The organism is Parapedobacter deserti, assembly GCF_042646065.1.
GTDB classification, from domain to species: Bacteria; Bacteroidota; Bacteroidia; order Sphingobacteriales; family Sphingobacteriaceae; genus Parapedobacter; species Parapedobacter deserti.
Genome location: NZ_JBHRTA010000008.1, coordinates 30,034 through 48,153, shown reverse-complemented (window position 1 = coordinate 48,153; position 18,120 = coordinate 30,034). Strand labels below are relative to the sequence as shown.

Genomic DNA, 18,120 nt, shown 5'->3' with positions numbered 1-18,120 from the left:
TTATATTCGAGGTCTTATGTCATCGGTTGAATGATAGCCGCTGCCCACTCCCCTTTTCCAGCAGTCTCCCTTGTTCGTATACCAAATTACCGGATACAAACGTATGGGTGATGGTTGACTTAAAGGTGTGCCCCTCAAAAGGAGACCAGCCGCACTTCGATATAATGTTGGCTTTTTCAACGGTGTAGGGTTTGTTTAGGTCGACCAATATGAGATCGGCCCAGTAACCCTCCCGGATAAAGCCCCGTTTATCGATTTGGAAGCACGTAGCGGTATTATGCGCCGTTTTCTGAACCAGTTGTTCGAGCGTCAGCAAACCACTGTGATACAAATCCAGCAGCGCTTGCAACGCATGCTGTACCAACGGGCCGCCCGACGGTGCATTTAGATAGGGTTGAGATTTCTCAGCCAATGTATGCGGGGCGTGGTCGGTGGCGATGACATCGATCCGGCCATCCAATACCGCTTTTAAAACGCCTGCACGGTCGTCCGCGGTTTTCACCGCTGGATTCCATTTGATCAAGTTTCCTTTCTCCGCATAATCGGCATCGCTGAACCATAGGTGATGTATACAAGCTTCTGCGGTGATGCGCTTCGATGCCAGCGGCTGACCGTTTCCAAACAATTCGGTCTCCCCAGCCGTAGAAATATGCAAAACGTGCAGGCGTGAGCCGTGTTTCTTCGCCAGTTCAACGGCACGGGACGATGAGATATAGCATGCTTCGGCCGACCGGATGAGCGGATGCATGTCGATTGTAAGGTCATCCCCGTGCATTGCCTGGTACCGGGCGAGGTTCTGCCTGATGGTTGCCTCATCTTCACAATGTGTAGCGATCAGCATCGGCGAATTGCCAAAAATCTCTTCCAGTGTGTGCTCGTCGTCAACCAGCATGTTCCCCGTAGATGACCCCATAAACACCTTAATCCCACATACGTTCCGGGGATCAGTACGCAGCACCTCATCAAGATTGTCATTCGCCGCGCCCATGTAGAACGAATAGTTGGCCAGCGATTGCTTGGCAGCGATATCATATTTATCTTGGAGCAGCGATTGTGTAAGCGTATTGGGCACCGTGTTCGGCATTTCCATAAAGGATGTTGTGCCACCAGCCACCGCGGCACGGCTCTCATGCCAGATATCCGCCTTATGTGTCAATCCCGGTTCGCGGAAATGCACTTGATCATCGATCAGACCGGGCAAAAGATGTAAGCCTTCCGCATGGATCTCAACGGCTGTAGGGTGAGTGATTTCTGGTGCTATCCGTTCAATCCAACCATCAACGATGAGCACATCGGAAGTGAGGATTTTATCTTCATTGACAATTGTCGCGGCTTTAATAAGGGTTTTTGACATCGCTTCAAACTTAGACAAATTGCACTTGATATGCAATAGGCTGCGCACGCCGCGGTCACCCAAAAAAAGCGGCGAGCAGCAATCAATTGTGCCTGCCTCGCCCATCGCATCGCCGACGTACAATTAACACCTTCTCCGTATCAAATTGGCAAATTAGCCATGAACTGCACATTCACCGCGCCCAAGTTGAGTCCCACCATAAACGAGGGCATGGTTTGGGCAAATACCCATCCGCCATTTCGCCAATAGACATACCCCCTGCGGTATGGGTCGTAGTACGTACGGTAGGTCGGAAAATAGACGTAGTCTGAATGCTTGTAAAAACGACGGTCGTAGTACCACCGGTCATGGTCGCGGTAGCGTTTTTTTTCTTTTTTGACGTATCTACGGTACGCTTGATCGCGCTCTTTATAGTATTCGCGGTATGACTTGGCGATTTCTTTACCGCGCTTATAAGCAGCTTTCTGCCGTTTTTCACGGTACCTCGCAAATTCCTTCCTTGCCTTATCATGCTCCTTCCCCCTGCCCTGGGCAGCTGCTTCAGAGATGGATACCACACTGAACACTATGGCGGCGACGTAAATCATCAACTGTTTCATGGTTTTTCGCTTTCGTTAAACAATATACCTAGTGGTTTGGTGCTTGGTTTGACTGCGGTAAATGCGCCAAGGTTTAACGACCAAGCAGGTAAATGAAAGACATCTCATGCAGCCATAAGGTGACTTCCTGAAATATTTACTGTTGTCTAGGCTTTTACAGCCTAGTTATACGCGTCACATGCGTGGAGCTTAAGGAAGCGCTTAACCGAGTCAGCGCTGAAGCCGCTGACACTTTTGGCATGCACGTTATGCCAACGAATGCCGGTTTAAGCCAGTGCAGGAAAATTTCAGACATAGCCCATTCTCTCGGGGCCTTTACGACCCCATCTGTAATGCGAGGTACGTGAAACCTCCGCTTACGCGTACCCCATCGCATATCCGGCCGCACAGACTATCGGCCAGATGGTGCCTCTGAACGGAGTGCCTTAATCAATCGGAACGTTTCCGGAATTGCTGCTTGCATACGCTCAACCGTCTCCCCGGAGATATTAGCCTCATCAAACGGAACGACCTTGACGTATTCTTGTATTTCACCCGCAGTACGCCCATATTTATATTCATAAGTAAAACGGCCTTGTTGATCAGTTTTTACATTGGGATTGTGCATGTTTGGAACACTGATAAAAAACTCGCTATCTGCCATGTTGCCCGAAGGGTTGAACATTGCGTTGTCAGCTAAATACATATGCAGTTCCTGGGCTACATTTTCCGCAGGGTCGATAATATGGATGTCTTTATGTAGGAGGTGGCGGTATACATGAGCACCGTCTCGCTGAAAATCATACAACTCGCCCAGCACCTGCCGGATTTCGCGGGTCAGGTAAGGATAGTGTGTACACCCGAGCAGGAGTGCCTTCATTGGTTGGGCATCCTTTTGCTTGCGCATCCGTTCAAGTAGGGAAACGAGGTGGTACCGCACATAGTTTTCTGTTGAATTTAATTGCAAAATATTGCAGTCCATGGCAGACTTCCCATCGCACAGCATGTGCTGGTCATTGAAATCGAACCCGTATACGTCCATCAGAGCTTTAACAATTCTATACGATGGGTTATCCAACGCCGGTCCGCGGTAGTTATCCCGGGGTGCATTTGCTTGATGGTCGATGAAGTCGGGCTCTTCGTCCACTGCTTCGGCCACGCCATGGCCTCCTTGGTTGAACACTTGGACATTGCCGGTATATCCCCGTTCCTCCTTGATGCGCATCAGCGTGTTCTCGTACCCGTTGGAGGCGATGGTGCCTACCGTAGCAAACACCCCTACGGATCCGCTTTCATCAGGAGCGAACGCATCCAATGCCCCCCGCGCTCCGGCATCAATGACGCCGATTACCGGGATACCGATCCCTGTGCGCCGGATGAAAGCCTCGATATTTTCCTTGCCATAAGCCGTGGCGGTGTTACAAGCGATAACGATTGCCTTTACCTGCTGCTTTGTGCCTGCAGGATGCGTAGATGAAGCATTGGGGTAGTAACGGTCAGCCAACAAGAAATGTACATCCTTGATAATGTGTTCCACGAGCAGCGCAGATTTCTGTTCACTATGGTAGTTGCCGTAAGGCATATTGGCCTGGTCTGCCAGGTAAATGAAGCGCTCCTTGGAGAAGTCTGGCTTCCCGTCTTTTCCAGCCGTCCGGCTTTCGTTGTTATAGTCGTCAAAACGTACCAAGGCGTCCAGCACTGTAAGCCCCCCTGTACCCGAGTCAAACACGCCTATGGGCAATTCCGCGTCGTTGGCGCGGTAACGACTGAAATCGATGTAATAAAAGCTCGAAGTATCGGTCAGAATGGCTTGCTCAATGGGGGCGGGCGCCTCGGTTTCCGCTGTCTGTCCCTTGTCTTTTTTATATTCGGAACAGCCGCTAAATAAAAAAAAAGTAGCAAGCAATCCGAAGGAATTGCCCACGTAGATCTTCATTATGGAATGGATAAAGCTCATCATTTTTATAATTAAGTTATCCCAGCGCCCTTGCGCCCGCTCAAACACTGCATCGGCCACCGGTCAGCTAGATGCTGAGCATTCCTTCAGGCCTTCAATTCTTCAACAACCGCTGGATTTCATCCAGTTTCATCAGCGCTTCAACTGGAGTGAGCGTATTCACGTCCAAGTTATTCAGCATATCCCGGATTTTCGCCAAAACGGGGTCATCTATTGAAAACATCTGCAGTTGGTAGGCTTGCTTTTGTATTTTCTTGATGCTGTCCTTGATCCGCTCACCGCCCGTGCGTTCCTGCTCCAGGCGCCTGAGTATTTCGGTAGCCCGGTGCAACAACTTCGGCGGCATTCCGGCCAATTTCGCGACATGGAGTCCAAAACTATGCTCGCTCCCTCCCGGAACCAGCTTGCGCAGGAACATGATTTTGTTGTTGACTTCCTTCACCGAAACGTTGAAATTCTTAATTCTAGGGAACGAAGTGGCCAGCTCATTGAGCTCATGGTAATGAGTCGCAAAAAGGGTCTTAGCCCGCGCGATGGGATGGTTGTGCAAAAATTCTGCGATAGCCCAAGCTATAGATATCCCATCATAGGTGCTCGTACCGCGCCCGATCTCATCAAGCAGGATAAGGCTCCGCTCCGAAAGATTGTTCATGATGCTGGCCGTTTCGTTCATCTCCACCATGAAAGTCGATTCGCCCGAAGACAGGTTATCTGAAGCACCTACCCGCGTGAATATTTTGTCGACGAGCCCGATGCGTGCTTCTTTGGCAGGCACAAAACAACCCATTTGGGCCATTAACACGATCAATCCTGTCTGACGCAACAATGCGGATTTACCCGCCATGTTGGGCCCAGTGATGATGATAATTTGCTGGGTGTCGTTGTCGAGAAAAACATCATTGGTGATGTAATCTTCGCCTATCGGCAGGGTATGTTCAATCACCGGATGCCGGCCGCCTTTGATTTCAATGGCACTATCTTGGTTAATTTCGGGTTTGACATAATGGTTTTTTTCCGCAATGACGGCAAAGTTGAGCAGCACATCAAGTTTAGCCACCAGTTGCGCATTGAGCTGCACCGGCTTGATATACTCGGAAACAGCGGCGACCAACTCCGCAAACAGTCGGGCTTCCAGCGCCTGGATTTTCTCTTCCGCTCCAAGAATCTGCTCTTCATACTCCTTCAGCTCTTCGGTGATGTACCGCTCTGCATTTACCAGCGTTTGCTTACGCACCCATTCGGCGGGCACTTTATCTTTATGTGCGTTGGTAACTTCGAGGTAGTATCCGAAGACGTTGTTGAACGCGACTTTCAGTGACGAGATACCGGTGGCTTCGGCTTCCCGCCTTTGGATCTCAAGCAGGTAGTCCTTACCTCCGTAGGCTACTTTCCGGAGCTTGTCCAATTCATCGTTTACCCCCGAAGCAATGACATTTCCTTTATTTAATGCTACCGGTGGTTCGGCATTGAGCTGTGTTAGAATTCGCTCCCGGATGGCTATACAAGGATTCAGCTGTCCAGCAATCGCCGTCAGCGCATCGACATTTGTGCTATCGATAAGCGTCTTCAGCTTTGATATGGCATGGAGCGAGCGTTGCAATTGGACTACCTCTCGGGGATTGGCCCGTTGGAGTCCGATCTTACTGATCAGGCGCTCCAAATCGCCGATTTGCTTGATCTCCTGAATCAACTCATCGCGCAAGCTTTTATTGGTGTAGAAATGTTCCACGACATCAAGCCGTTCGGTGATCTCCCGATGGTCTTTCAGGGGCATGACCATCCAGCGCTTAAGCAGCCGCGCGCCCATGGGCGAGGCTGTCTGGTCAAGCACATCGGCAAGTGTCGTTGCATTTTCATTGGCCGAGCTCACCAGTTCCAGGTTCCGGATGGTGAACCGGTCGAGCCACATATAACGGTCTTCCTCGATTCGCGAGATATTGGATATGTGCTGCAGGTTGCGGTGCTCGGTTTCGTTGAGGTAATGCAGGGCGACCCCTGCAGCCACGATTCCCAACGGCAAGCGCTCTACCCCGAATCCCTTCATGGAGCTGACCTCGAAATGCTTGAGCAGCGTTTCCAGGGCATAATCGCCCGTGTAAGGCCATTCGTCGAGTGTATAGGTGTAGAAGCCATTTCCAAACTGCTCAACAAACGCCTTATATTGGCGTTTTCCCATAATCACTTCCTTGGGTTTAAATCCTTGGAGCAGCTTATCAACGTAAGCGTAATTACCCTGCGACACCAGGAATTCACCGGTAGAAATGTCGAGGAAGGCAATGCCTACCCCACTTTTATCGAAAAAAACGGAGGCCAGGTAGTTATTCGCCTTTTGCTGAACAATGTTGTCATTATACGATACACCGGGTGTAACGAGTTCGGTGACTCCCCGTTTCACGATGGTTTTGGTCGCTTTCGGATCTTCCAACTGGTCACATATCGCCACCCGCTGGCCAGCACGCACCAGCTTAGGCAGGTACGTTTCGAGCGAATGATGTGGGAAACCGGCGAGGGCGGTCTCGGCTTCGCTGCCGTTACCGCGCTTGGTAAGCACAATTCCCAAGATACCGGCAGCCTTTACGGCGTCTTCCCCGAATGTCTCATAAAAGTCGCCGACGCGGAACAGCAACAACGCACCGGGATATTTCACCTTGATACTATTGTACTGTTGCATCAACGGGGTTTCCTTCTTCGCCGCCTTATTTGTCGCCTTTGCCAATGTGAACTTTTTGCTTGGTGGCCGTAAAAATAGGACTAATGATGCGGTTTGACAAGCTTCTATTCGTATATTCGCAATAGGAAAGCCATGGCAACCAAGCGAAAGCGCAGGAAAAAACACAACGGACTAGTTCGGCTAATCCCGACGGTCAGAAATAAGTACCTCAGGTGGGGGCTGCGAATCGTGAGCTGGTTTATTGCCATTACGGTAAGCTGGGTGATCCTGTTGGCCTTTATAAACGCCCCGGTCACGTGGCTGATGGTTCAACGGGCCATTGAACGCAGGAGCGACGGCAAGGAATGGAAGATTACTAAACAATGGGTACGTTATGAAGACCTTTCCGACCACCTGAAACGCGCCGCTATTACCGGAGAAGACGCCCGGTTCATGAAGCACTGGGGGTTCGACCGGAAAGCTATCCTCGACGCTTACGAGCGCAACAAAGACGGCGGAAGGCTTCGCGGGGGCAGTACAATCAGCCAACAGACGGCTAAGAATGTTTTTCTTTGGCCGCAGCGTTCATGGATCAGAAAGGGACTGGAAACTTACTTCACGCTATTGATTGAAATTTTTTGGAGCAAGAAGCGGATTCTTGAAGTTTACCTGAATGTCATTGAAACGGGAGACGGTCTGTACGGGGCCGAAGCCGCGGCGCAACACTACTTCGGCAGATCAGCCGGTAATCTTACCAAACGTCAGGCCGCATTGATCGTGGCGGTGCTGCCCAATCCACGGCGCTGGTCGCCCGCAAAACCAACAAATTTCATCAATAGGAAAACAAATACGATTGTTAGGTATATGGGGTATAGTAAGGTACCTTAGTGAGGAATAATAATCAAAACCCATAGATACTTTACCATTAAGGAACTTGGAATACAGGTGCATAAGAGCGGTACGCTGCCGAAATAAAAGCCATTCAAGCCAAGGATGCAATACGAGTCCACTAGAAGTTAGCATTGAGCTAGCACCATGCTCCGAAGCCATAGGCAAGCCCACCAACATCACTTCGCTCCATCCGTGCCTTTCGCCCAACTTCCTCCTGACCTAGTTCTGCCATCTCGCATGCCGTATACGGGGCGCATCCGAGCTGTATCCGAGGCATTCCCACATACGGGCCGCATACGCCCCGATAAATTCACGGTAGAAGTCAGGAGAAAAGCGGGAGAAAGTCCGATTAAAAGCATTATCACGTAGCGCGCCTCACAAAAAAACCCGCGCATGCCAGCTTTCCCGCAACGGAACCTCCCAATGCGACTCCAATTCGGGGTATGAAGCTACCAAATTGTTGAACACGATGGTGTCCTCGGTCACTTCACCGCTGGCAATAAGGCGCTCGAATTCATTACGCGACACCACCTTGATTCCCTCCGGCCCACGGTAAGCTACCTGCATCCGGTCGAAGAGGTTAAGCCCGGTTTCCGCTTCGATTTCCTTCAACAAGTGTACCGACTTATCAATGGAACATCCGCTTGGCGGCGCCACTGCATCATCGACCATCAGGATGACAAACCGGTCATAACGGACTTCAGCCTTTGCGGATAACGGAGTCCCGTGCGCTTTCCATTGGGAGGTAAATCGCTCCAACTTATCCAATATCTGCTTTCCTTCCGCTACGGTAAGTTCCCGATCTGCCTGATATATCCAAACGCGTTCCATAAAGACAAAGGTAAGGAATTTTAGTGGCTGTAATAAGGTGATATCATCAGGTACACGATAACGCCCGTAACCGCCACATAGAGCCACAATGGAAACGTGATTTTAGCCAATTTGCGGTGTTTGGCGAAGTTGCCCGACAAGCCACGTACATAGGTGATCAATACGAATGGGATGATTACAATAGACAATAAAATATGGGTGATAAGGATAAAGAAATATACGTACCGAATCGGTCCTTCACCGCCATAGGACGTGGACTCGGCGGTCATATGGTAAGCCACATACATGGCCAAAAATAATACGGAACAACTGATACAGATTTTGACCAGCGTTTCGTGGAGCTTCCTTTTTCCGTTTCTGATTGCCATTACTGCCCAGATCAACAATATTGCGGTGACACCGTTGATGGTTGCATAAATTGGTGGCAAAAAGGTCAACGGCTTTACATCGTATCCCAAGTCGCGCAAATTAACCCCGAACAAGATCGCGACCACCACTGGAATGGCAATGGAAAGGATCACGATCCATTTATTATACCGTTGTTCAATTGAAGATTTTTCCATATCCCTCTCCTATCCTATTTTTTTAGTAACCGATTTCATCGGTTACTCCTGCTTCACCAATACGCCTGTTGCTGGTACGGCCTTGGGCACGGTAGCGAAGCGCCCCGAATCCAGACGTGCAGCAATAGGCGCACCCCCCTCCCTTCACTACTTATACGGGCTTCTTTCCCGGATCTCCTGTACTAACAGCAACTTCACTTCATCGATCAACCGGTCCACTTCTTTTGGATGGTTTACATCGTAATAGCCGCGGATACGGCGTTTAGAATCAACCAAAATCAAGGACGAACTATGAATAAAGCTTCCGTTGGCTGCGGTATCCTTTACTGCATCGACCAAGAAGCCATTACGGGCAATCTTGAAAATATCATCCCTGCCTGCCGTCAAAAAATGCCACTTCTTTGATGCAGGATCATATGCCTGAGCATACTCACGCAAAACCTCCGGCTTGTCATAAGCCGTATCCACGGTAATCGTATAGAAGCCGACCAAGTGATTGCCCGAAAAACGCTCTGCCACTCGGTTCATCTCATCGTTCATGTGCTTGCAAAAGGAAGCACAACGGGTGTAAAAAAAATTAACCACCGCAATGCTGGTGTCGTTTGCCAACACATCAACCAGCTCCCCCTTCTGGTTGACCAATGAAAATGGTTCGATCTGATGGAAAAGGGTATCGGGGATTTGTTTACCCATGCGGTTGCTGAAAGTTCCGGTTAGCACCTTTTCTCCGAAAATCGGAAGATTCTTGTACCGGTTCTCTCCCTTTTGCTCGAGCAAGTAATATAAAAATCCTGGCAGAATAAGGATAACTGCCAGGATTACTATTTTTTTCCAGCCACTCGTTTGCCCAGTTACTTTCATTGAGAATTAGGCCAAAAAGGGAACGGGTTGAAATGCGATTTCATGTATGTCCCCTCAGCCAGCATCAGTGCAATGAAATAAACAATAAACAAGAATACAATGGAGACAGACATGATAAACCCGAACGTTTCAAACTTTAGGTGCATGAAATAGGCAACAATATAATAAGCCTTTGCCAGCGTCAGTATAATGTAGGTGATGTTTACCATTAAACCTTTTTGAACCATACCGCCATGCACCAACACAAGCGCAATGAAAAACTCAAGTGCCGTAAGCGCAAGGAGGTAAAAAAACACACGCCAGATTTTGCCTTTGGTCATACCTTCATGGTGTTGCCCTTCTTCGTGTCCTACCGTATGATCATGATGTTGTGAAGCCATAGCCGAATTATTATCGCATTAATTTGATTAAACCAAATAGAAGAATGTAAATACAAAAACCCACACGAGGTCTACAAAGTGCCAATACAGCCCTACTTTCTCAACCATCAAGTAGGTGCCTCTCCGCTCGAACACGTTTGCCAACGTCATTCCAAGAATGATGATATTGAGCAATATACCTATCGACACGTGAAACCCGTGGAATCCGGTAATGGTAAAAAACAGGTTGGCGAACTGCAATGCGGACACCTCCGAAATTTCGTTGGTAAAATACGGTGCAAGGGTAACCTCCGGAGATACGCCTTCCTCAAAGGGTATACTGCCCCACCAGAAGCCTTGATGGTGTAAGTGCGTCCACTCCAGCGCCTGGCATCCGATAAACATCAGACCGCCGATGATCGTGGCGATCATCCAACCCACCACTTCCTTTTTTGCGTTGCGATGCCCTGCTTCCACTGCCAGTACCATGGTCACCGAACTCATAATGAGGATGAAAGTCATGATGCCCACAAATACTAAGGGATATCCATAATCCGCCACAAAAGGAATGGATTGGAAAACCTTGTCTGGATCGGGCCAGGTAAGGTGAGCAAAGCGCTGTGTTCCGTAATAAATCAGAAACGCGGAAAACGTAAAGGCATCTGAAGTAAGGAAAAACCACATCATGATTTTACCATACTCCACGTTAAAAGGTGACCTGCCACCGCTCCACCTCCCGGTTCTTACCTTATCCAATTCAGATACAGTTGTACTCATTGTTCAGTGTTATTGATTCAAAAGTAAAAAAACATAAATATAAATCCACAAAATGCCGAGAAAATGCCAAAATAGCGCGGCAAGATCCATCCGAAAGACATTGTTCACCTGGGGAATACTCCGCATACGGCCGATCAACGCCCGCATCAACACGAGGATTCCTGCAACAATATGTGCAAGGTGCATACCCGTGAAAACATAAATGAAAGACTGAGACGCATTGTTATTCACAAATACCACGCCGCGGCTACTTAATATGCCCCAGGCGTATAGCTGTACGCAGAAAAATCCGAGTCCCAACAAAATTGTCGCTATCAGGAGAAGTTTTTGCTTACTAAACTGAGTCCGCCTAGCAGCCACATAAGCAAGCTGCATGGTCAAGCTACTAAGCACAATCAGTATGGTACTATAAATAAACGCGTCTGGCAGCAACGTCTTGATGCCCCTGTCGATACCACCCGCCGTGTAGACAATAAAGCCACTGGACAGGGCAGCAAACATCATAAACATCCCGATCATGCCCAGCCACAGGTTAAACTTCTTGGCCTTCTGCTGAGTCAACTCCTCCTTATTTTGCGTGTATTGCGCCATAATAATCATAGGGCTTTAAAATCAAAAAGCAATACCAGTTGGATCAACGGCAAGTAAAAAAAAGAGGTAAACATCACTTTGCGCGCCGAAGCCAGATCACACCGCAGAAACAATTTCAGTCCGTACCAGCTAAACCATAATGCTCCCGCCAACGACGCTATCGAGACAATGATCCCTCCAAACCCAAAATAATAAGGCAATAGGCTGACGGGAATCAATAACAATGTCGAGATCAGTACCATGAATGCAGACACCTTATCCCGTTTCATGGTTGGCAACAACCGGAATCCCGCACGTTTATAATCATCGTCAAGCACCCAGGCGATGCCCCAGAAATGCGGAAACTGCCATACAAACTGGATAGCAAACAGCACAAGCGGGATGATGACTATTGCGGTGGCATTATATTGGCTATAAGCAGCCAACTCATTCTGGCTAAAGGCAGCATAATAACCGATCAGAGGCGGCAATGCCCCTGGAAAAGCACCTACAAACACGGCTATAGGCGATTTCCTTTTAAGCGGTGTATAGATGAACGCATATAGCAGAATAGAGAAAACAGACAGCAAGCCGGCGATGAAATTGAGTGTAACGAGTGTATACGTACCTGCAATGCCCATCAGCAAACTTAAAACCAGTGCCTGACCTGTTGTCATCCGGCCGGACGGTATTGGCCTGTCCGCAGTCCGCTTCATTAACTTATCCAAATCCCGTTCAATGATCTCGTTGAACCCATTGGCCGACCCAGTGACCAGAAAGCCACCGGCTGTCAAAATCAACCAATTTATCCAGTTAATATCCCCTTGTTGTTTGCTGCCAATCAAAAATGCAATGGAGGCGGAGAAAACAACCGTCATGGTAAGCCTGATCTTCACCAATTGCTTCAAATCACCCACAAACTGCATCAATTCGCCAAACGCAGCCTCCCTACCCCGCTTTTGTACAGCGAAATCTCCACCAAACTTTTTAGGCCGCATATCGTTATCCACCATCTTCATTATAACTTCAATTTATCAAATCTTTTTCCATGTTGCCGTGCCCAGCAGAAGCATCAGGTAATACTGCGTGCCGAACAATAAACTGGCTAACACTAAGTGTGCTGTCTGCGCGAACGGCGGTACATCGAAATAAGATAATATCAACGCGGTACCAAGCTGCAACAGCAACACTAACAGGAGCAGGTTAGTAAACTTGCTTTGATACGTGTTGGACGCAAACCGCGACCGCACAACGAAAAAAAGCAATACAATCACTACAGAAGAGATCAACGCCAATATACGATGTATATTAAATACCTCACCCAATTGCTCCAACCATACACTCCTGTGTGGGGTGTCGCCGGAAGATGAAATCAGGTCGATCTCCTCACGAACCCCCGTACCCACCGCGATCTGTACTACGATCAACAGCAACGAAAATGCCGCCAGTCGCTTTATTCCCTTCGACGTGTGGTTAATCATCAAATCCTTATCACGCAATGACCGCGCCTTGAAATACGTATAAATGCTGATTCCCACAATAAACAGCGCTAACAGCATATGCACGGTAATGATCCAAGGCATCAAGTTAGTGGAAACAACGATCGAGCCCAACCAAGCTTGGTAGCCGACTGCAACCACATTGATTACACTCCAGATAAAAATAGACTTCTTTGTTTTAAAGAACGTAAAGGAAAAGACGGCACATCCCAAAATCAACAATCCCGTAACCGCACCCACTAACCTGTTGATATACTCTGTCCACGTCTTCGCCGCATTAAATTCCTCGTGCTGGAGGATACGCTCGTCACTGCGGATGCGATCTGCCAACTCCTTATTGCCAAACCGCTCCAACGTCGCAGCAAACCTTTCATTTTTTGCCTTCCTTCCAGCGATGTATTTTTCCTCATACCCTGCAGGCAGTTCAGAAACATCTGTCGGAGGCACCAACCGGTCAAAACATTTTGGCCAATCGGGGCATCCCATGCCAGACCCGGTACTGCGCACCACTCCACCTGCGAGAATCAACACAAACAGCGAGATAATCGTAATCTTGTTGATCCATAAAAACCTTTTTTCAGCAGGTGGCAGCATATCGTATTACTCTCGCTCTTTTTCAGGCTGGGGATTGTTTGCCAATTCCCACTCCCGCTGTATACGCTCCGCCTCGGCGTTGCCCTCAAAGTCATGCGGTAAGTTGGAACTCATTGTCTCCGAAAAGGGCACTGTCTGCGGAATAAAATCCTCATGGTGCCCAGGCTTACTGTAATCATATGGCCACCGGTAAACCGTGGGTATTTCGCCCGGCCAGTTGCCATGAATATGCTTCACCGGAGTCGTCCATTCCAATGTGTTAGCGCCCCATGGATTCTGGGTCGCACGTTTACCGAACCAGATGGAATAAAAGAAATTCCAGACAAACGCCAGCTGCCCGATACCGGCTATGATGGCCGCCCAAGTGATAAACACATTCACGGAAATCCATTTTTCCATAAATGGAAACTCTGTAAACGCGTAGTACCTACGCGGCACGCCATCTATCCCCATAAAGTGCATAGGGAAAAACACCAGGTACGCGCCGACAAACGTCAACCAGAAATGCAGGTATCCGAGCTTCTCATTCATCATGCGTCCGAACATTTTGGGGAACCAGTGATATACCCCGCAGAGCATTCCAAAAATCGATGCCGACCCCATTACCAAGTGAAAGTGGGCAACGACAAAGTAGGTGTCATGTAAGTTGATATCCAAAGCTGAGTTGCCGAGATACAGCCCAGTCAGACCCCCCGAAATAAAAAACGACACCATACCGATGGCAAACAACATCGCCGGTGTAAACCGGATGTTGCCCCGCCACAGCGTCGCCAAGTAATTGAAGGATTTAACCGCTGACGGTACCGCAATGATCAACGTGGTAATCATGAAGACGCCTCCCAAAAACGGATTCATACCGGTCACAAACATGTGGTGTCCCCACACGATGAACGACAACACCGTGATCCCGATCAGCGAATACACCATCGCATGGTATCCGAAAATTGGTTTGCGGGAATTGGTTGAAATCACTTCCGACGTCAGGCCAAGTGCAGGCATCAGTACGATATACACCTCCGGATGCCCCAGGAACCAAAACAAGTGCTGGAACAAAATCGGGCTACCGCCCTCGTTGGGGAGGATCTGCCCCTGCACCACCAGATCAGAGAGGTAGAAACTGGTTCCGAAACTACGGTCGAAAATTAACAATACAACCGCCGATACTAACACAGGGAAGGACAATAAGCCTACGATCGCCGTCAAGAACAACGCCCATATGGTCAACGGCATCTTCCAAAGGTCCATTCCCTTTGTACGCATATTCAAGACGGTACTGATATAGTTTGTACCTCCGAGTACCTGTGATATAATAAACAGTGTCATGCTGATCAGCCAGAGCGTCATGCCAAGTCCGGAGCCACTGATTGCCTTTGGTACCGCAGACAGTGGCGGATAAATAGTCCATCCGGCACTTGCTGGCCCGCTTTCAATGAAAAAAGAAGCGATCATGACCACACATGCCGCAAAGAAAAACCAATACGACAGCATGTTCATGAATGGCGAGGCCATATCCCTTGCCCCTAGCTGATAAGGAATCAATAAGTTGGCAAATGTTCCACTGAGCCCCGCGGTGAGTACAAAAAACACCATGATTGTACCGTGGATAGTCACCAAAGCCAAGAAAAAGTCGGGGTGAATGCGCCCACCTTCCGCCCATTTACCCAAAAAGAGCTCTAAAATCGGAAACTCCTTGTCTGGCCAAGCCAACTGGAGCCGGAACAATATGGATAGTATCATGGCAAAAATGGCCATGACAATACCGGTAATTAAAAACTGTTTAGCAATCATTTTGTGATCTTGACTAAACACATATTTAGTCCAAAATGATTCATGGTGGTGATGCCCATGCTCACCGTGGTGATCCACACTATGCATGTTTGCACTTGCTATACTTGACATATCTGTGTATTAAATACGTTATTTTTCAAACCTTTAATTTGCATTCGCCAATAAGGGAGCGTCTGCATCGTTGTCGGTTGCCATAGATACCTTGAACTCCTTGCGCAACTCTTCAGTAAAGAAATACGGCTGTTCATTGATCCACGCTTGATACTCCTCTTCGGTCACTACCCTCACCCGCTTCTGCATATTATAATGGCCTCCACCGCATATTTTCGCACAAAGCATGACGTAGTCGTAGCTGTAATCACCTAACTTGTCGCGCATTTCTTCTGTGGTAATCGTCGGGGTAAATTGGAAATACGTTTTCATGCCAGGCACTGCGTTCATCTGTACGCGGAAGTCCGGAATGTAAAAACTGTGAAGGACGTCCTTAGAGCCGATTTGCACACGCACCGGTCTGTTTACCGGAAGCACAATTTCGGATCCTAACTGGTCGTCCCAGTTCTTCTTGTCATTGAAATCGATACCTAAGCTGTTTAAAGGAGTCGTGAGCCGATAGTTACGCTCGCCAAGCTCGCCATCCCGTCCCGGGTAACGCACTGTCCAGGTAAACTGTTCACCAACGACCTCGATATGAAGCGCATTTTTCTGGTCTTCTTCGGACACGTTGGTGATACTACGCCAAGTGAAGAAACCAAACAACACCAAGATGGTCAACACCACTGCAGGGATGATCGTCCAGACCTTTTCAATGGTATTGTTATGCGGATAAAAATAAGCCCTGCGATCTGGTGTCGCACGGTATTTATAAGCAAATCCAAACAAGCCGATATGCATCAGAACCAGCACAATAGTACAAATGATCGTGGTTATGATAAACATCATGTCGATCCGCTCACCATGCAATGTAGCAGCGTCCCTCATGGACTGAGTGCCGTGGTGCACGTAAGACCAGTATACTCCGTACAGGCCCAGCACCAACGCAACCAAAAACAACACGCCATTGAAATTATACAGGTAATATGTCGTATCCTTTCCATTCATCCGCCGTGTCAACTCGTATACTTGAATGATCTTACCTATGACACCAACCAACACGCAGATCAAAAATACCAGCAATAACCCGTAAAAGAAGTTTTTGTATACTTGCGGATCCAGGTTAAGTTTGTCCTCCGCAGCCGCTACAGCTCCAGGAGGAACTTCAACGGTCGCAGCAGGCGCCTCCGCGACGACTGTTGTATCGCCCGAATCCGGATCTGCTTCTGCGGCTACATTGCCAGCCGTATCGGTACCCGCTGTGTCTGCCGCCACCACGGGAGGCGCAATAACCCGTGCCGTATCGGAGTCCTGCGAAAACGCAAACCCTGAACATATCGTACCTACTAGGAAAGCCAGTATAAAAACTGTCTTAAAATTGCTATTTTTTATAAAGCCCATTTCTATTTATAACGATTTTCCGTATTTCAAATTTTAGCATCAAGCTACTTATTCCTCAACCGCTGCCCCTGGTGCCGACGTATGGTGTAATACACCTCCGCATGTACGGAGCGCTGCGCATCATATCTGATGATGCAAACTTTCCTGCAGAAACGGGTGCTTTGCCGGTGCTAATGGATGCTTACTCAACTTCGAAAGTACAAGGAACGAAAACAGTCCTGTAAAACCGAGGGCAACACCAACTTCAATCCACCCAAAACCCCGATGCATTTCCACAGTACCTGGCATTACCATGATATAATAATCTAACCAATGCCCCAAAAGCAACACAATGCATACAGCCATCAGTATATTCATTTTTCGCTTCGCGTCGCGGTCCATCAATGCCAATATGGGCACAACAAAATTGACGACCACATTAAGCCAGAACCAAGGCTTATATTCCGGCTCCCAACGCTTGTAAAAGTATACCGTCTCTTCCGGAATGTTGGCGTACCATATCAGCATAAACTGGGAAAACCAGACATAGGTCCAGAAGATCGAAAAGCCGAATATCAACTTACCCAAATCATGCAGGTGGTTTTCGTTGACCCATGGCATATAACCTGATTTCATCAGCAGGATCAGGATAAGCGTAATAACGCACAGGCCGCTTACCCACAGTGCAGCAAAGTTGTACCACCCGAACATAGTGGAAAACCAATGAGCTTCCAGCGACATGACGGTATCGAATGACCAGATCGGCGTAGTAAATCCGAAAATAACCAAAAACAGCGCAGAGAGCTTAAAGCTTTTCTTATACGAGTTAAGTCCGCCATCAAGATCCTCGTTGTACGAGTACTTTGCAAGCAGCCAAGAACAGATACTGTATGCCCCCATGAAGACCACCTGCCGGATCAAAAACCCAGGGGCATTCAGAAACGCAGCCTTGCCAGCAACCAGCTCGTCATAATTTGGGCTGTTCGGATCGGTAAGCCCTTCGGCGTACCAATGGTGATACAGGTTGTGCGAGAATAAACCGGTAGCTGTAATAACCAATAGGATCAAAGACGCTATCGGAAGCACGCTCGCCATGGCTTGCGGAATCCTGATCATTCCGGAAGACCACCCCGATTGGGTGACGTACTGCAGGGCTACAAAAAAGCCACCCGCGGCACACACACAAGTAAAATAATACCCCATCAGCAGTAAGTTGGCGTACGTGCGTTCCACCATGATATGGTCGCTGGAGAGCAAGCCAATGGCTATCGCCACAATACCTACGCCAAGGGCGATTAAACTCAGTACCTTCGCCCTTCCCGTAAACGTAAATTGCTCGCTAAAGTTATAATCGTGATGATGACTATGAGTTCCCATT

The 18,120-nt window shown here is 48.4% G+C and carries 16 protein-coding genes; 1 reads left to right on the top strand and 15 read right to left on the bottom strand.

Annotation, left to right across the window (positions count from 1 at the left end; translation table 11 throughout):
• Window positions 1-19 precede the first annotated feature (19 nt).
• From ACFOET_RS01960 to mutS, 4 genes are all read right to left on the bottom strand, one after another.
• Window positions 20-1,354 carry a dihydroorotase gene (locus tag ACFOET_RS01960; RefSeq protein WP_379019018.1) on the bottom strand — a complete coding sequence of 445 codons (1,335 nt, stop codon included), beginning with the start codon at window positions 1,352-1,354 and terminating at the stop codon, window positions 20-22.
• A gap of 140 nt (window positions 1,355-1,494) precedes the next feature.
• Window positions 1,495-1,953, bottom strand: coding sequence for a hypothetical protein (locus ACFOET_RS01955; protein ID WP_379019016.1), 459 nt, complete (start codon window positions 1,951-1,953; stop codon window positions 1,495-1,497).
• A 391-nt stretch (window positions 1,954-2,344) separates the two neighbouring features.
• A complete protein-coding gene (locus tag ACFOET_RS01950; protein ID WP_379019014.1) occupies window positions 2,345-3,868 on the bottom strand; it encodes a glutamate racemase in 1,524 nt (507 codons plus the stop codon).
• 115 nt (window positions 3,869-3,983) lie between these two features.
• Entirely contained in the window at window positions 3,984-6,560 is a 2,577-nt protein-coding gene (mutS, locus tag ACFOET_RS01945) for a DNA mismatch repair protein MutS (RefSeq protein ID WP_379019610.1), read from the bottom strand.
• 132 nt (window positions 6,561-6,692) lie between these two features.
• Between mutS and mtgA the strand changes: the two genes are divergently transcribed.
• Complete coding sequence (mtgA, locus tag ACFOET_RS01940) at window positions 6,693-7,427, top strand: monofunctional biosynthetic peptidoglycan transglycosylase (protein WP_379019012.1); 735 nt, start codon at window positions 6,693-6,695, stop codon at window positions 7,425-7,427.
• A gap of 378 nt (window positions 7,428-7,805) precedes the next feature.
• Here mtgA and ACFOET_RS01935 read toward each other — a convergent pair whose 3' ends face one another.
• From ACFOET_RS01935 to ACFOET_RS01885, 11 genes are all read right to left on the bottom strand, one after another.
• Complete coding sequence (locus ACFOET_RS01935; RefSeq protein WP_379019010.1) at window positions 7,806-8,261, bottom strand: ABC transporter ATPase; 456 nt, start codon at window positions 8,259-8,261, stop codon at window positions 7,806-7,808.
• A 20-nt stretch (window positions 8,262-8,281) separates the two neighbouring features.
• Window positions 8,282-8,824 carry a DUF420 domain-containing protein gene (locus ACFOET_RS01930; protein ID WP_379019008.1) on the bottom strand — a complete coding sequence of 181 codons (543 nt, stop codon included), beginning with the start codon at window positions 8,822-8,824 and terminating at the stop codon, window positions 8,282-8,284.
• A 147-nt stretch (window positions 8,825-8,971) separates the two neighbouring features.
• Window positions 8,972-9,685, bottom strand: a complete 714-nt coding sequence (locus ACFOET_RS01925; protein WP_379019006.1) for an SCO family protein — start codon at window positions 9,683-9,685, stop codon at window positions 8,972-8,974.
• Window positions 9,682-10,065 (bottom strand): cytochrome C oxidase subunit IV family protein, encoded by a 384-nt coding sequence (locus ACFOET_RS01920; protein WP_379019004.1) that lies wholly within the window; start codon window positions 10,063-10,065, stop codon window positions 9,682-9,684. The genes ACFOET_RS01925 and ACFOET_RS01920 overlap by 4 nt, the downstream gene beginning before the upstream one ends.
• A gap of 27 nt (window positions 10,066-10,092) precedes the next feature.
• Window positions 10,093-10,821: a cytochrome c oxidase subunit 3 gene (locus ACFOET_RS01915; protein WP_379019002.1), complete on the bottom strand. Its 729-nt coding sequence runs from the start codon at window positions 10,819-10,821 to the stop codon at window positions 10,093-10,095.
• A 9-nt stretch (window positions 10,822-10,830) separates the two neighbouring features.
• Complete coding sequence (locus tag ACFOET_RS01910; RefSeq protein ID WP_379019000.1) at window positions 10,831-11,412, bottom strand: cytochrome c oxidase subunit 3; 582 nt, start codon at window positions 11,410-11,412, stop codon at window positions 10,831-10,833.
• Between the two features lie 5 nt (window positions 11,413-11,417).
• Window positions 11,418-12,320, bottom strand: a complete 903-nt coding sequence (gene cyoE / locus ACFOET_RS01905; RefSeq protein ID WP_379019608.1) for a heme o synthase — start codon at window positions 12,318-12,320, stop codon at window positions 11,418-11,420.
• 105 nt (window positions 12,321-12,425) lie between these two features.
• Complete coding sequence (locus tag ACFOET_RS01900; RefSeq protein ID WP_379018998.1) at window positions 12,426-13,484, bottom strand: COX15/CtaA family protein; 1,059 nt, start codon at window positions 13,482-13,484, stop codon at window positions 12,426-12,428.
• Between the two features lie 6 nt (window positions 13,485-13,490).
• Window positions 13,491-15,383, bottom strand: coding sequence for a cytochrome c oxidase subunit I (locus tag ACFOET_RS01895; protein WP_379018996.1), 1,893 nt, complete (start codon window positions 15,381-15,383; stop codon window positions 13,491-13,493).
• Between the two features lie 33 nt (window positions 15,384-15,416).
• On the bottom strand, window positions 15,417-16,763 hold the full coding sequence (locus ACFOET_RS01890) for a cytochrome c oxidase subunit II (RefSeq protein ID WP_379018994.1): 1,347 nt from the start codon (window positions 16,761-16,763) through the stop codon (window positions 15,417-15,419).
• Window positions 16,764-16,883: 120 nt separating this feature from the next.
• The gene (locus ACFOET_RS01885) at window positions 16,884-18,119 is read right to left on the bottom strand and encodes a quinol:cytochrome C oxidoreductase (RefSeq protein WP_379018992.1); all 1,236 of its coding nucleotides are present in this window, start codon (window positions 18,117-18,119) and stop codon (window positions 16,884-16,886) included.
• Window position 18,120 lies beyond the last annotated feature (1 nt).

Coding starts and splice junctions, on each gene's coding strand:
- ACFOET_RS01960 (WP_379019018.1), bottom strand. CDS start 1,354: ATGTCAAAAACCCTTATTAAAGCCGCGACAATTGTCAATGAAGATAAA.
- ACFOET_RS01955 (WP_379019016.1), bottom strand. CDS start 1,953: ATGAAACAGTTGATGATTTACGTCGCCGCCATAGTGTTCAGTGTGGTA.
- ACFOET_RS01950 (WP_379019014.1), bottom strand. CDS start 3,868: ATGAAGATCTACGTGGGCAATTCCTTCGGATTGCTTGCTACTTTTTTT.
- mutS (WP_379019610.1), bottom strand. CDS start 6,560: ATGCAACAGTACAATAGTATCAAGGTGAAATATCCCGGTGCGTTGTTG.
- mtgA (WP_379019012.1), top strand. CDS start 6,693: ATGGCAACCAAGCGAAAGCGCAGGAAAAAACACAACGGACTAGTTCGG.
- ACFOET_RS01935 (WP_379019010.1), bottom strand. CDS start 8,261: ATGGAACGCGTTTGGATATATCAGGCAGATCGGGAACTTACCGTAGCG.
- ACFOET_RS01930 (WP_379019008.1), bottom strand. CDS start 8,824: ATGGAAAAATCTTCAATTGAACAACGGTATAATAAATGGATCGTGATC.
- ACFOET_RS01925 (WP_379019006.1), bottom strand. CDS start 9,685: ATGAAAGTAACTGGGCAAACGAGTGGCTGGAAAAAAATAGTAATCCTG.
- ACFOET_RS01920 (WP_379019004.1), bottom strand. CDS start 10,065: ATGGCTTCACAACATCATGATCATACGGTAGGACACGAAGAAGGGCAA.
- ACFOET_RS01915 (WP_379019002.1), bottom strand. CDS start 10,821: ATGAGTACAACTGTATCTGAATTGGATAAGGTAAGAACCGGGAGGTGG.
- ACFOET_RS01910 (WP_379019000.1), bottom strand. CDS start 11,412: ATGGCGCAATACACGCAAAATAAGGAGGAGTTGACTCAGCAGAAGGCC.
- ACFOET_RS01900 (WP_379018998.1), bottom strand. CDS start 13,484: ATGCTGCCACCTGCTGAAAAAAGGTTTTTATGGATCAACAAGATTACG.
- ACFOET_RS01895 (WP_379018996.1), bottom strand. CDS start 15,383: ATGTCAAGTATAGCAAGTGCAAACATGCATAGTGTGGATCACCACGGT.
- ACFOET_RS01890 (WP_379018994.1), bottom strand. CDS start 16,763: ATGGGCTTTATAAAAAATAGCAATTTTAAGACAGTTTTTATACTGGCT.
- ACFOET_RS01885 (WP_379018992.1), bottom strand. CDS start 18,119: ATGGGAACTCATAGTCATCATCACGATTATAACTTTAGCGAGCAATTT.